The following is a 14,431-nucleotide window of genomic DNA, read 5'->3' on the forward strand; positions in this document are numbered from 1 at the left end:
TGCCGCTCATCAGGACAGGAGAAACCCCATGAAGATCGTCATTGCCCCCGACTCGTTCAAGGACAGCCTCGACGCTGCAGGTGTCGCCCGCGCCATCGCTGCGGGCCTTGGCCAAGTGTGGCCGGACGCTGAACGGGTCGAGTGCCCGATGGCCGACGGCGGCGAAGGCACCATGGAGGCGATCCTTGCTGCCAGCCATGGCGAACTTCGCCGTCAGGCCGTGCGCGGGCCACTGGGGCACTGCGTCGAGGCCGGTTGGGGCTGGTTGCCACAAAGTCGCACGGCGATCATCGAGATGGCCCAGGCCAGTGGCCTGCAATTGGTGCCAACCGGCCAGCGCGATGCATGCCGCAGCAGCACCTGGGGCACCGGCGAGCTGATCGCAGCGGCCCTGGCCGCTGGCGCGCAGCGGGTGGTGCTGGCCATCGGCGGCAGCGCCACCAATGACGCCGGCAGTGGCATGTTACGCGCGCTTGGCCTGCGCCTGCTGGATACCGACGGCCATGCGCTGGAGGAGGGCGGCCTGGCCCTGGCCAAGTTGGCACGTATCGATGCCAGCGACCTCGATCCGCGCTTGGCCGAGGTGCAATTTGAAGTGGCCGCAGACGTCGACAACCCGCTGTGCGGCGTCAACGGGGCATCGGCGATCTTCGGCCCGCAGAAGGGTGCCAGCGCGCAGCAGGTGCAGGCGCTGGACCTGGCACTGGGACATTTTGCCGACCATTGTGCACGGCTGCTGGGGGAAGATGTACGTGACTATCCGGGTTGCGGCGCCGCAGGTGGCATGGGTTTCGCCGCGCGGGCCTTCATGGGCGCGCAGTTCCGCCCAGGCGTGGAGGTGGTGGCCGAGCTGGCCGGCCTCGATGCGCTGGTACAGGGCGCGGACCTGGTGGTAACCGGCGAAGGCCGTTTCGATGCGCAGACGCTGCGCGGCAAAACCCCTATGGGGGTGGCTCGAGTGGCCAAGCGCCATGGAGTGCCGGTGGTGGTACTGGCCGGGACCTTGGGTGAGGGCTATCAGCAGTTGTATGCCCATGGGGTGGATGCTGCATTTGCCCTGGCCAGCGGGCCGATGAGCCTGGAACAGGCGTGTGCCAATGCGGCTGAATTGTTGCAGGCTCGGGCTTGCGACATTGGGCGGCTGTGGCGTAGCGCGACCCAAGGCCACGCCTAGAAAGCCTTATGCCTGCGTGTTGAACATGGCAATGAAGTTGGCCAGCGCCGGCGAAGCGTTCTGGGCGCTCCACTTCATGTACAGCCCAAGGCCTGGGGCCGGTTGATCATCGATCGGCCGGATCGGGCGAAACCGCACGCGCTCGCGCGGCGTTGAACTGGCAAACGATTCCGGCACCAGCGCCACGCCAAAACCGCAAGCCACCAGGCCAAGCAGGGTATGGATCTGCGCGGCCTCCTGTACCACCTTTGGGTAGAAACCCGCCGCCTCGCACAGGGCAACCAACTGCGCGTGATAGCCGCCGCCCAGTGCTTGCGGGGTAAAGACGAAGTCTTCCTCGGCAAACTCGCGCAGGTCGATTTCTTCGTGCTGAGCCTTCGGATGGCTTGCGGGCAGGGCCATGACGATCTGCTCGTCAAGCAGCAACCGTGCTTCAAGGGTGCCCACCGGCAGCGGCAACCTGCGCATGAAGCCGATGTCCGCCTCGCCGGCCAGCAACGCTTTGGCCTGCGAGGCCGATGGCATCTCGCGGATGGTCAGTTGCACGTTTGGATAGGTCTCGCGAAAGCTGCGCAGGCTGCTGAGCAGCGAGTCATAATAGGCGATGGAAATGGCTGTGATGGTCAGCTTGCCGCTGACCCCCGCGGACACATTGCGGGCGTACTCGATCCCCTGTTCCAACTCAGCCAACGTGCGGTAAGCCGTATCTAGAAAAGCTGTACCTGCCGCCGTCAGACGAACACCGCGCTTGTTGCGCAGAAACAGGCCAAAACCGAGCTTTTCCTCGAGCCGGTTGATTGCCTGGCTCAATGGCGGTTGTGCCATGTGCAGGCGCTCGGCGGCCTTGTGAAAATGCAGCTCTTCGGCCACGGCGATGAACTGCCTCAGCAAACGTGTTTCGATCATCCTGCATTCCTAACAGCACGGCGATTTGGCGGTGATATCTGTGAGATATCAAAGTTGCATGCTTTTAATATTAAGTCATTGATTTTTTTGTTGATATCGTAAAAAGGAGAATTGAAGGTAGCCAGAAATGCCCGTTACAGACCCTTTCCACAATAAAGTTGCGGTCATTACAGGTGCCGCACAGGGCCTGGGCCTGGCCTACGCCATGGCGTTGGCCGAACGCGGCGTGCGGGTAGTGATCAGCGACCTGGGCACCGACCGTTCGGGGCAAGGGCAGGACGCCTCGGCGCTCGAGCACGCACTGGCGGCCATGCGCGCCAAGGGCTTCGCGGTGGTTGGGCACGCAGGGCAGCTGGAAAACGAGGCCGCCTGCAAGCAACTGGTCGAGCTGGCCGTCGCGCATTTCGGTGCGCTGGACATCCTCATCCACAATGCCGGTTGGGTCGACTATCAGCGTATCGAGGCCCAGGACGACGCCTTCTTGCAGCGCGCCTTGGGCATCAACGTGCAGGCACCGGTGTGGCTGGCCAAGCATGCCTGGCCACACCTCAAACGCTCCGCAGCACCGCGGATAGTGCTGACCACCTCCGACCGCGCCATGTACCAACGCTATGCCCAGCCTGGCCTGGTGGCCTATGCCGCTGGCAAGATGGCCCAGGTCGGTATCATGAACGCCCTGAGCATGGAGGGCCAGGAGCACGGCATCCTGGTCAATGCCATTTCACCGGTGGCCAAGACCCGCATGTGGGGCATCAGCCAACCGCCAGAAGAGCTGAAACCCGAGTGGGTGACGCCGGGCGTGCTGTACCTGGCCAGTGCGCTGTGCCATGACACGGGTTACATCTTGCGCGCCAGCAACGGCCAGTTCACCGCCACACGTTTCAACGAAAACAGCGGCGTCAGCTACCCCCGAGACCTGGGCCGTGTGCAGGCCAGCGACCTGGCGCAGGTGGCCGAGCGCTGGAACCGCATCAAGGAATGCAACTACGTGCCAGTCAAAGTCGCCAACACGCGCGCGGACTTGGGTGAAAGCCTGGTCTGGGATGAGCGCAGCGGCGTGTTGTACTTCGTCGATATTTCTGGCGGGCGCATCAACTGCCTGACGCCCGATGGTGAAGTCGAGAGCCTTTACGAATCAGCCGCCCGCATTGGCGCCCTGGCACTGACCGACCGGGGTAACCTGATCTTCACCGAAGATGCCAGCGTGGCCATCTTCGATGTGCCATCACGCAAGGTGTGTCAGCATTCGGCATCGGTCCATCCACGCTCGACCTACCGTTTCAACGACGGCGCCTGCGACCCGCAAGGCCGCTTCGTGACCGGGTTGATGGACGATGCCTACAGTGGCAATACCGGGGCATTGTTCCGCTTCGACGGGCAGTTGAGCGACCAGGTGATCCACGACGACATAGCGTTGCCCACTGGCATTGCCTGGTCGCAGGATGGCCACACGGTGTACTTCGTCGATTCGGCGGCGCGTGCGATCTACCGTGCCGAGTACCTCGTCGAGGGCCGGCTGGGCGAGGTTACGCTGTTTGCCGAAACGCCCGCCGAACTGGGGCGGCCGGATGGCTTGGCGCTGGACCGCGACGGTGGGTTGTGGGTGTGCCAGTACCATGGCAGTTGCCTGCTGCACTACGATCGTCACGGCCACCTGACCGACCAGGTGTTGATGCCGGTGCCGTGCCCCACCAGTTGCTGCTTTGGCGGCCCGGGGATGAACACCTTGTACATCAGCACCGCGCGCTTCGACATGAGCCCCGAAGACCTGCACCACTATCCCGATGCTGGCGACCTTTATGCCATACGCCCGGAAACGGGCGGCGTGGCCCGGCACAGCTTCAAGGAATAAGCCGTTGCGCCTGACTGGTCGGTAGCACGGCCAGTTCGCCAAAGCGCTGCGCCGCGTCGATGTAGCGCAGCGCCGACTTGGCGTCTTTCCAGCCCACGTAGCTCATCAACGACTTCAATTCCCAGCCATTGGCGGTTGCCCAAGTGGCGAAGCCACGCCGCAGCGAGTGGCCGGTATACAGCGCCGCCGGTACCCCGGCACGCTCCAGCATGCGCCGCAGCAGGCCGACCAGGCTGTTGCTGTTGAGCGCGCTGTCGCCAAGGTTGCCCCAGCGGTCGAGCTTGCGAAACACCGGCCCATGGGCAATGCCGGCGACTTCCAGCCATTGCAGGTAGGCCGTGACCGGGCACAAGGCTTTGAGGGCAGGGGTACGATGTTGCACACCCAAGGCTTCGCGGTCGCCCTTGCTGCGTGGCAGGAACAGCGTGATGCCGACACCGGCCTCGGCCTGGATGTGCTCGATGCGCAGGCGTGCCAGTTCATCACCGCGAAAACCGCGCCAGAACCCCAGCAACAGCAACGCGCTGTCACGACGTGCCCGGCGCAGGGCGGCCAGGTCGTGGTGTTCACGGGCCTGGCGGGCTTCTTCTTCAAAACACGTCACGGCGGTTTGCAAATGTTGCAGCAACAGCGGGGCAGCCTGTTTGGGGGGTGTCGGGTGCAGGGTGCGGATGCCGCGCAGCACCTGACGCACCAGCGGCGCCTTGGTTGGGTCGGGGAAGCCTTGGGCGACGTGCCATTGGCTGAGCGCGGCCAGGCGTTGGCGCAGGGTGCTGACCGCATGCTGGTCGGCGTGGTCAACCAGGTAGCGGGCGATGCTCTCGGCGGTGGCCGGGAGAAAACCGCCCCAGTGGCTTTCGAAGTGCTCGATGGCGGCCTGGTAGCTGCGCCGGGTGTTGTCACGGGTGGCGGCGCGAAGGTAGCGCTCGATATCGGTCATGGTGCGGGTGTCGATGGGTAATGGAGCACACCATAACGCGTATCAAGGGATATTGCATGCCAGGGTCAGCGCGGCAGCGCGGCATCCATCATCCGCTGCAGCGGCGCATATTCGGCTTGGCTGACTGGCACCAGCCCACTGGCATCCTGCGATTGCACGAACGCCGCCAGGGCCTGCGGGTCTTCGAGCATGGCGTGGCGAATACGCGCCCTCAGCGCCGGGCACAGGCTGGCACTGAACACGTATGGGTCGTAGTAGATCGGCCGCGAGCGCCACAGTGCCTTGAGCCGTGTCGGCGCCATGGCGTGCCGGGCCAGGTAGGCATCGGTGCGCTCGCTGGCAACGAACGCCGCATCCACTCGGCCCTCCAGCAGGGCTTCCAATGCCTTGTCGTGATTACCGGCATACACCAATGCGCCAAAGAACCGCGACAAGGGCATGCCTACCCGGGCGGCGAATTCGACGCTGGGCACCAGGCTGCCCGAAGTGCTAGCCGGGTCGGTCAGGGCCACACGCTTGCCCCGTAGGGCCTCGATGTCTTCTGGCGTGTCGTCACGGGTCAACAGCAGTGCTTGGTAATGGTTGCCCGCCGGGGTGTACGGGCCGGCACTCAAGGTAAAGGTGGCAAACGGCTCGATACGCGGGTCGCGACGGTGTGCCAGCACATACGAAGCCGGGCCGAGCCGGGCGATGTCCGCGCCCCCCGACACAATGGCATCCACCACGCTTTCGTAGGAGGCCGCGATCACCAGTTCCACCGGCACCCCAGCCGCCTGACTCAGGCGCTGCAACAGTGGCTGGTGCTCACGAGTCATGTCTTCGGCGCTTTTGATCGGGATAACGGCCAGGCGCAGGCTGTGCGGGGTGCAATCGGCCAACGCGACATTGGCTGACAGGTTGAGCGCCATCAGGCATACCAGTGTTTTCAGTACACGCATGCCTTGTCCTCGACGCCGTTGAAGGGCGGGTAATCGCATAACTGTGCCGGCGACAGCGGTCGGCTGAAGTGATAGCCCTGGGCGATATCGCAGCCGGCAAGCTTCAGGTACACCACCTGCTCACGGGTTTCGACACCCTCGGCCACCACTTCCAGGCCCAGGCGTTTGGCCAGGATGATGGTGGAGGACACGATAGGGCTGTCGTCATGGCTGTTGGACAGTGCCGCAATCAGCGACCGATCGATCTTCAGCTTGCTTAGCGGCAGCGAGTGCAGGTGGGCAAAACCGGCGTAACCGCGGCCGAAATCGTCCAGGCTGATGCCCAGGCCCGCACCGCGCAGGGTGTGCAGATGGGTCACCGCCGTGCCTTCGGGGTCGAGGATGGTGGTTTCGGTAATTTCCAGCTCCAACTGCTGCGGCGCGATGCCGTGATGCTGCAATTGGCTCAGCAGGCGGGCAGCGAAGTCGCCTTGGCGCAACTGCAGCGCGGATACATTGACTGCCAGCCGAGTTTCCCGGCCCTGGGCATCCCAGCTCGACAACGCTTCACAGGCCAGGCGCAGCACCTCCCAGCCCAGTTCGACGATGAAACCACTGCGCTCGGCCAGGTCGATGAAGCGGTCCGGGTACAGCAAGCCGAACTCTGGGTGGTCCCAGCGCACAAGGGCTTCGTAGCCCAATACCTGCTGGGTGTCGAGGCGAATCTGTGGCTGGTAGTGCAGCACGAACTGGCGTTCGGCCAGGGCACTGCCGAATGCCTGCTCGAGGGTGAAGGCCTGGATGTCGGCCAGGTTCAGCGAAGGGTCGAAGAAGCGGTATTGCGCACGCCCGGCCTGCTTGGCCGAATACATCGCGGCGTCGGCGCTGCGGATAAGGCTGTCGATATCCTGGCCATCGCGTGGGCAAATGCTCACCCCAACGCTTGGGCTGGTGTTGACCTCCTGACCATCCAGGGCGTAAGTGGCTGACAGTTTTTGTGCCAGTTCGCGAACCCAGGCGTTGATCTGCTCTTCGCTGCGCTCGCCGGCCAACAGCACCACGAATTCGTCGCCGCCAAAGCGCGAAGCCTCGTCACCGGGTTCCAGCAGCCGCTGAATGCGCCCGGCCACAGCTTGTAGCAGCAGGTCGCCAATCTTGTGCCCCAGCGAATCGTTGATCGACTTGAAGCGGTCCATGTCGATGAACAGGATCGCCATCAGCCGGCGCTTGCCACGCTGTCGCGTCAGCGCCTGGCCGGCCACCTCGACGAACTGGCGGCGGTTGTGCAGGCCACTCAGGTGGTCGGTGGCGGCGGCATGGCTGCTGCGCCGGTGTTCGTCCTCGAGGCGCCCGATCAGTTGCTGGTTGACCTGCTGGGCATGTTCCAGCGCATCGAATGCCTCCTGGCGTTTACGCAGCAGGCGCAAGGTCCATAGCAGGCTGGCAAGAATCATCAGTGTCATGCTCAGGTTCAACCAGAACTGCCGGGAATAGGCCAGCGCCGAGGGGGCGAGGATTTCATCCTGGCGCTGGCTGACCACCACACTGAAGCCGCGCTCAGGTACATGGCGGTACAGGCTTTGGTAAGCGTCGCCCGCCACGTACTGGGTCATCATGCCCGCTTCAGTGTCAGTGCCAGGCAGCTCGGGCTGCAATGAATCGCCAGCCACCACCACGCCGCTGGTATCGATGCGCAGCCGCTCCAGGCCGTCTTCCTGCAGCAGGCGCACCAGGCCGCTGCTGCCCAGGTCGATATGCTGGAACAGCACTGCCAGGTGCCCAATATCCAGTTGCACGACCAGGATGTTGTCGATTTCTCGGCCGGCCGGGTCGGTCAGCGGCAGCAGAAAGGGCAAGCGCCAAGTGGGCAGGGCGGTGGGTTGGCCGGGGGGCTGAATGCTTGGCAGGAAGGGTTTGAAACCGTAGCGACCTGCATGGCGCCGCAACTGGCGCAACCAATCGGCAGGTAACTCGGCGACCTCGTCGGCATGGCTGGCCGACAGCAGCCGGCCTTGCCGATCGTACAGGCTCATGCGCTTGAACACCGGGTCTTCAGCCAGGATACGCGCCAGGCTGAAGTTACCTTGACGCAGCACTTTCATGTCGTCCTGGGTAACCCGGCCCACCGCTTGGGCACGGTCAACCAGCTGGCGCAGGCTTTCGCCGACAATACTGGCCAGGTTCAGGTGTTCGGCGGCCTTGGCCGACAACGCATCCTGGCGGGCGGCGGCTTTCTGCGTAACGTGCAACCCCCAGAGAAAGGCCAGGGTCGCTGCACAGAGCATCAGGATCAGCAGCCGCAAAAGGCTGGAAGAGGAAAGCGAACGGCGTATCACTGCTGATAGTTCCCGACCCTGGGTGATGTTCGGAAAATACGACAGTAAGATGACAACCTAATGACTGATGGCCAATCGCCTTTAGGGGTTTTCCCTATTCGCCACGGGTGTCTGCAGACGTGCGGTTTCTTCTTCGATGTAGCTCATCAATGCGCTGACTTCGGCATCGCCGAGGCGCATGTTGGGCATGGCCAAGCGGTTGTATTGCTCATACAGCAGCATGGCAAGCGGGTCTTTCTCGGCCAGCATCTGGTCGGGCTCCTTCAGCCAGCGGGTCAGCCAGTTGGCGTCACGCTGACGCGTCACGCCCAGCAGGTCGGGGCCGATGCCTGGCTGGCCTGGCTCGATGTTGCCCAAGGTGTGGCAGGACGAGCAGCGGGTGCGGAAGATCTGCTCGCCACTGCTGGGCGGACGCACCTGCGGGGCCTGGGCATAGTCATTGGCCAGGGCGCTGGCCTGCTTCCAGTTGTGCAGGCTGTTGCCCAGACGGTCGGCGAGGATATACGGGCTTTCGAAGGGCGAAGCCTTCATCCAGCGGCCAGTGGCCTGGTTACCGATGATCAAGCTCAGGTTGTGGTCTTTGGAGCGGCCGTTTTCCAGGCCATCGATCCACAGCCCCAGGCTGCGGCGCAGTTGCTCGATATCGTCGGGTTCGCCGGTCAGCAGCGTCCAGCCAGGGCCTATGCCGAACTTTTCGGCATAGCGTTTGAGGGTGGCGGGGGTGTCGTTGTAGGGGTCGATGCTGATGGAATAGAGGAAGATATCCTTGCCGACACGGTCACCGAGGATTTTCTGTACCTGCCGCAGGCGGGCGGTTTCCACCGGGCAGGAATCGGAACAGCCGGTGAAGATGAAGTTGATGGCGACCACCTTGTCCCTGATCAGGTCGTCGAAGAAATGCACTTTTTCGCCGTCCTGGGTCAGCAGGGGTATGTTGGGGAAATAGCTGGCACCCCAGGGCGTGGCGGCTTCTTCAGCTACCGGTTGTGGCGGCTGCAGTGGCCAAAATGGAATGCTGGCGGCGAACAGCGCGAGTACCAGCAGGAAACGCCATGAGCCGTGCATGATGCGATCCTCGTTGCTTGGTTGAAGTGGGGCCGCACAGCGGCCCCGTTTCACGCGTCGGTTACTTGATGCTGATCGGCACCGTCACACTTTGCCCCAGGGCCGATTTCACGGTCACCGTTGCCGGCGTTGCCGGGCCCGTGCCGGTGGTGGTCACCGACAGCTTCCAGCGAGCACCGGAGGTGGCGACCGTCAGCGTGGCATTGCCCAGATTCAGCGGGCCGCTGGTAGACGCTGCAGTCACACTGATGCTGTTGCCGGTCGCCACCGAAGTCGTGCCCGCCACGTCCCAGGTGTAGCGGTTGCCACTGCGCACCTGCACCGTGGCACTGGTGACCTGGACCTGGTCGACCGCGGCTGCCGGGCTCACGGCAATGCTGACGGTGGCCGGGGTTACCGACTCGGCACCCTTGGCATCACGCGCGGTGTAATTGAAGCTGGCAGTGAACGGCGTCTCGACCGTGGCCGGTGGGGTATAGGTCACCGTGGTGCCATCCGTGCTGACGGTGCCCTGGCCAGAGTCCGGTTGGCTGAGGCCGGTCACGGTCAGCGGTACGTTGCCGTCCGGGTCGGTGTCATTGGCCAGCACGTTCAGGGTGATCGGTTTGCCAGCGGTCGTTGCAGCACTGTCGTTAGCCGCCACAGGTGGTTTGTTGGCCGGGTCGTCGTTGTCGTCATGGCCTTTGGTGCGGAAGGTCGGCAGGCCAACCGACGCCATGTATTGCACGCCATCCCACCCTGGCAGCGGTGTCGGCATCACCTGGAACTGCCCTGGGTGTTCAATGTCCCAGCGCAATAGCATCGACGAGTCTTCATGCTGGGTGTTGTGGCAGTGCTCCATGTAGGTACCGGCGAATTCGCGGAAGCGGATGGCCATTTCCACCTCTTCCGAAGAATCGGCATCCGGCCCGATACGGTATACGTCCTTGCGTGCCCATTTTTCCCATTCTGGCGGGGCCTTGCCGTCACGGCTAAGAATCACGCCTTCCTCGAAGTGCACGTGTACCGGGTGGCTCCAGCCATTACCGCCGTTCTTGATCTTCCACACTTCCAGGGTGCCGTCGCCACTGAAGCCGCCGTCGGTGGACTGGTTGGCCAGTTGCGGTGCCGCACTGATACGCCGTGGGTCCATGCTGTAGCCAAAGCCACCGTCGGTCTTGATGGTCCAGGGGGTGGTGTCGGTGCCATCGGAGCGGCCAAAGATGAACTCACGGTGGCGGGCATCCTTGATCTTGGCCAGGTCGGTAGCCGAGTTGCGATCAATGGGCAGCGGCAGCATTTTCAGGCCTGCAGCTTTGCCTGGCTTGGCTGGCTCGTAGGCCACCGGGTCCATGCTCAGGTCCTGGCCGGTGTATGGCTGCACCAACAGTTGCAGGAACTTGCCGACCGCTGGGTCGCCTTTATCCCACTGTGGGCCTTTGCTGGTCTGCTTGATCACCGCCTTGTATTTTTCCGACAGTACGTCGGCCAGCGAAATGGTGCCTTCCGGGCCCTTGCCCGTGCGGTGCTCTTCCAGGTTGACGAAGTACAGCTTGTCGCCCGCCTTGATGCCGTTCTTGGCGAAGTTGATGATGATGTCGTAGCGCTCGGCGATGCCTTGCAGCGGCAGAATGCCGTTGTTGTCCTGCAGGTTGCCGTCACCGTTGAGGTCCAGGGTGCCGTCGAACGGCACGGCGTGCTCCATGATGTTGCCGTCGTTGGCGATCATGTGGAACGGCACTCGGGCATACGATACGTTGGAGCCGGAAGGGCCTTTGAACTCGCCACTGGTGCCGGCAATTTCCCGCACCACGGCAAACTTGAAGTAGCGCGACACCGAGCCGTTGAGGATACGGAAGCGGTAGCTGCGTGCACGCACCTTGAGTTTGGGCTGGTACTGCCAGTTGACCAGGATCTGATCACCCAGGAAGCCGTCGGTGTTGAACGGGTTGAACCACAGTTGGCCGTTGGCATCCCAGGCCTTGTCGGCTATCACCAGGTTGACGTCGTAGTCACGGTTACCCCACGGCATGCCCGAACCGCTGGGGAAGCGCAGGTTGACGCCGTCCTGCAGGGCTTCGTTGCCACGGTCCAGGGCGCTGTAGTAGTTCATCATCACGGCGTTGCCTTTGTAGACGTTCTGCGCCGTGAAATCCATCATGTGGTCGTGGAACCAGTGGGTGCTCATGGTTTCACGCCAGTCGCCGCGAATCTTGATGCTGCCGTTCTGGCAGGTTTTCAGGCCCGGTGTGCCGTCGTTGACGAACAGGGTTTCGCCCGGCGAGCAGGGGAAGGCCGCACGCGGGTCCTGGGCACGGGTGTTGATGGTGTCGTAGCCGGCCAGTTGCACCGGCCAACGGTAGTCGTAGTACTGGCCGGGGAAGAAGTAGGCGTTGGCGAAACCATCGCTTTCGGCCGGGGAATGGCCGTTGTGCTCGTGGGTCGAGATGGTGTGCAGGCCAAAACCGCCGTTGGCCGACGGGTCGATCGGCAGGGCATTGTAGTGGCGCATCAGGATCGGCTGGCCGTAGCGCACCATCAGCAGCTTGGGCGGGAAGGTGCCGTCGAAGGTCCACAGCGACTTGTGGTTCTGCAGCGGGAAGTTCGGGTGGAAGCGGGTATCGATGCCCTTGGTGGTGCCCAGCGTGGTCGGGATATCGGAGGTCTGGTAGTACAGGCCACCTGGGGCGAATTCCCCGACTGTGTAGTTGTGCATTTGCCTGCGATCGCGCAGGCCAAGGTTGATGCGCGCGCCAGCCTGCGCGGTCTTGAATGCCGCCTGCGGATAAAACTCGTTCCAGCGCTGGTGCGACCAGCCTTTTCCTGGTGGACGGCCTTCGGCGGGCGAACCGACCGGGTGGCGGTTGAGGAACATCTCGATCTGTGCTTTCCACGGGTTTCGATCAAGCACGTTGGAGAACTGGGTCGGGAACGGGTACAGGCCCGGTTGCTTGAGGAAAGCTTCCAGTGCTGTGCCACTGGGGCCGCTGCGGGCCACTACGTTGGGGTCTTGAGCCGGGGCCGCGCCCAAGGTGGGCACCGGGAAGGTCAGGTCTGGCGGCGGCAGTGTCGGGTCGAGTTTTTCCGGGCCGAACTCTTCGAAAAGCAGCAGTTGCTGGGTGAAGGGTTGCGCACCGAACAACGGGCTGGGCTTGCCGTTGGTGGGGTACCTGTCCGAGGTTTGCAAGGCGGGTGGCAGCACGTTGTCGGTACGCACCGTATCGCGGTTGCCGTACACGCCATCGGTCAGCTCCAGCGAGCCTTCGTTGGCTTCTGGCAAGGTGCTCAGGTTGAGCAAGGCCGGGGTCGGGTCGTCCGGCTGGTCGGTGTAGGCCGAGGGGTCCGTCGGCGGTGGCGGGCTGTTGTCGTCCAGCGGGCTCGCCATGGCCGTGATCAGCCCAAGGCTGAGCATCAGCGCGGTGACGGAAGAGAGCTGGAATACATACCGGTTCGGGTGAATCACGGCAGGTGTTTTCATTGCCTTATGCCTCGCTCACGGCTGTATGGCTGAGGGCCATCAATGGCGTTTTGCCTGGTCTTTGGGCCTGAGCAACGGCTGTGCCAACAGGTATTTCAGTAATGCTTTGTCATACAAAACCTTGCGGCGCCTAGGGTGCGCTAAATAATGGCGCGTCAAGAATGGGCCTAAGTCCCCAAAAGCGGGTGACCCAATGCCCACTCACTGGGTGGATCGGGGCGTGACAGCCCCGACGCACTGGGGTATACCTGTTCGCCACCAAGGGGAGCCCGGCAATGGGCTGAGAAACCGCTGAACACTGCAGCGCGGTGACCCTTCGAACCTGATCCGGATCATGCCGGCGAAGGGATGGGGCTTGTAACCTGCCTTTTTGCCGGCCTCACTGCGAGGCCCAGTCCATGCCAACTGCCAAGGTCTCGCTGTCACCCTCATCAAGGACAGCAACATGACCGAACGTTTCAGCCAGTCCCTGCACCGCCAGAACGAGCCGACCTGGTCGGCAGCCGTTGGCCACCGTTTCGTGACCCAATTGTGCGACGGCAGCCTGCCGGACCCGATCATGGTCAACTACCTGGTACAGGACCACCGCTTTCTTGACAGCTTCCTGACCCTGCTGGGCGCGGCCATCGCCACCGCCGACACGTTCGAGGCCCGCCTGCGTTTCGGCCGCTTCGCCGGGATGATCTCAAGCGACGAGAACACGTACTTCCTGCGCGCCTTCGAGGCCCTGGATGTCAGCCCGGCGCAACGCAATGAACCAGCCGATACCGCGCCTACCGCAGGTTTCAAGGCGATCATGCGCGAAGCGGCAGCCACCCGGTCCTACGCAGCGGCCCTGGCGGTGCTCAACGTTGCCGAAGGCCTGTACCTGGATTGGGCGCTGAAGGCACCGAAACCGATGCCGGAAAACTTCGTCCATGCCGAGTGGATCACCCTGCACGACAACCCGGCATTCCAGGACTTCGTCGCCTTCCTGCAGGCCGAGCTGGACCGCGTCGGCCCGCAACAGGCCGCGCTGGCAAGTGACTTCTACCAGCGCACCGTGGCGTTGGAGCTGGCCTTCTTCGATGCCGTCTACCCGGAGGGCCAGTGAGCATGGATATCTTCGAGCGCCTCAAGACCGCTGCCGCGCCGCAGTGGAACCGCTACGTGGACCATGACTTCGTGCGGCAGATGGGCGAGGGCACGCTGAGCGAGCAAGCGTTCCGAACCTACCTGGTGCAGGATTACCTGTTTCTGATCCAGTTCGCCCGCGCTTGGGCGCTGGCCGCCTACAAAAGCCGCCGCCCGGCCGACATCCGTGCCGCGCAGGCCGGGCTGGCGGCGATCCTGGACGAAACCGAGTTGCATTTGCGCCTGTGCGCGCGCTGGGGGTTGACTCAGGCTGATATCGAGGCCGCACCAGAGCACCAGGCGACGGTGGCGTATACCCGTTACGTGCTGGACTGCGGCGCCGCCGGCGACCTGCTGGAGCTGCATGTGGCACTGGCACCTTGCGTGATCGGCTATGCCGAGATCGGCCGAACCTTGGCCGAACGCATCGGCGATTTGAGCAACCACCCGTACCGCGAGTGGATTGGCGAATATGCCGGGGAGGGCTACCAAGGCGTGGCGGCGGCCGCGCGCAAGCATCTGGATGAACTGGCTGCGCGAAGCATGACAGAGCAGCGGTTTGCTGAGCTGGTGGGGATTTTCGGCCAGGCGTCCAGCCTGGAAGCGGATTTCTGGCAGATGGGGTTGGACGGGGCTGCGTAGGCCGTTACGGCCGCTTTGCGCCCCCATCG

Annotated in this window: 10 protein-coding genes, 1 pseudogene and 1 riboswitch; of the genes and pseudogenes, 5 read left to right on the forward strand and 6 right to left on the reverse strand. The window is 63.4% G+C overall.

All coding sequences use genetic code 11. The features are described 5' to 3' along the window. The first annotated feature begins 28 nt into the window (after positions 1 to 28). On the forward strand, positions 29 to 1,174 hold the full coding sequence (locus Q9451_RS16790) for a glycerate kinase (RefSeq protein WP_012272309.1): 1,146 nt from the start codon (positions 29 to 31) through the stop codon (positions 1,172 to 1,174). A 6-nt stretch (positions 1,175 to 1,180) separates the two neighbouring features. Here the strand turns inward: Q9451_RS16790 and Q9451_RS16795 are convergent, their stop codons facing one another. Then, positions 1,181 to 2,080 (reverse strand): LysR family transcriptional regulator, encoded by a 900-nt coding sequence (locus Q9451_RS16795; RefSeq protein WP_012272308.1) that lies wholly within the window; start codon positions 2,078 to 2,080, stop codon positions 1,181 to 1,183. 205 nt (positions 2,081 to 2,285) lie between these two features. Here Q9451_RS16795 and Q9451_RS16800 point away from each other — a divergent pair. Continuing rightward, positions 2,286 to 2,765: pseudogene (locus Q9451_RS16800) on the forward strand (SDR family oxidoreductase); the annotation flags it as partial. Between the two features lie 57 nt (positions 2,766 to 2,822). Continuing rightward, complete coding sequence (locus tag Q9451_RS16805; RefSeq protein ID WP_223296415.1) at positions 2,823 to 3,932, forward strand: SMP-30/gluconolactonase/LRE family protein; 1,110 nt, start codon at positions 2,823 to 2,825, stop codon at positions 3,930 to 3,932. Here Q9451_RS16805 and Q9451_RS16810 read toward each other — a convergent pair. The 5 genes from Q9451_RS16810 to Q9451_RS16830 all read right to left on the reverse strand — a co-directional run bounded on the left by Q9451_RS16810 (position 3,922) and on the right by Q9451_RS16830 (position 12,647). After that, a complete protein-coding gene (locus Q9451_RS16810) occupies positions 3,922 to 4,872 on the reverse strand; it encodes a site-specific integrase (RefSeq protein WP_012272306.1) in 951 nt (316 codons plus the stop codon). The genes Q9451_RS16805 and Q9451_RS16810 overlap by 11 nt on opposite strands. Positions 4,873 to 4,937: 65 nt before the next feature. Next, complete coding sequence (locus tag Q9451_RS16815; RefSeq protein ID WP_069942620.1) at positions 4,938 to 5,810, reverse strand: phosphate/phosphite/phosphonate ABC transporter substrate-binding protein; 873 nt, start codon at positions 5,808 to 5,810, stop codon at positions 4,938 to 4,940. After that, entirely contained in the window at positions 5,798 to 8,125 is a 2,328-nt protein-coding gene (locus tag Q9451_RS16820; protein WP_345960689.1) for an EAL domain-containing protein, read from the reverse strand. The genes Q9451_RS16815 and Q9451_RS16820 overlap by 13 nt, the downstream gene beginning before the upstream one ends. A gap of 81 nt (positions 8,126 to 8,206) precedes the next feature. Next, positions 8,207 to 9,190 carry an SCO family protein gene (locus Q9451_RS16825; protein ID WP_012272303.1) on the reverse strand — a complete coding sequence of 328 codons (984 nt, stop codon included), beginning with the start codon at positions 9,188 to 9,190 and terminating at the stop codon, positions 8,207 to 8,209. A gap of 61 nt (positions 9,191 to 9,251) precedes the next feature. After that, complete coding sequence (locus Q9451_RS16830) at positions 9,252 to 12,647, reverse strand: Ig-like domain-containing protein (protein ID WP_012272302.1); 3,396 nt, start codon at positions 12,645 to 12,647, stop codon at positions 9,252 to 9,254. Positions 12,648 to 12,898: 251 nt separating this feature from the next. Further along, a riboswitch (TPP riboswitch) is annotated at positions 12,899 to 13,013 on the forward strand. Positions 13,014 to 13,092: 79 nt separating this feature from the next. Here Q9451_RS16830 and Q9451_RS16835 point away from each other — a divergent pair. Then, the gene (locus Q9451_RS16835; protein WP_012272301.1) at positions 13,093 to 13,740 is read left to right on the forward strand and encodes a TenA family protein; all 648 of its coding nucleotides are present in this window, start codon (positions 13,093 to 13,095) and stop codon (positions 13,738 to 13,740) included. A 2-nt stretch (positions 13,741 to 13,742) separates the two neighbouring features. Further along, positions 13,743 to 14,402: a thiaminase II gene (tenA, locus tag Q9451_RS16840; RefSeq protein ID WP_012272300.1), complete on the forward strand. Its 660-nt coding sequence runs from the start codon at positions 13,743 to 13,745 to the stop codon at positions 14,400 to 14,402. The last annotated feature ends 29 nt before the right edge of the window (positions 14,403 to 14,431 follow it).

The organism is Pseudomonas sp. NY8896, from assembly GCF_039634505.1.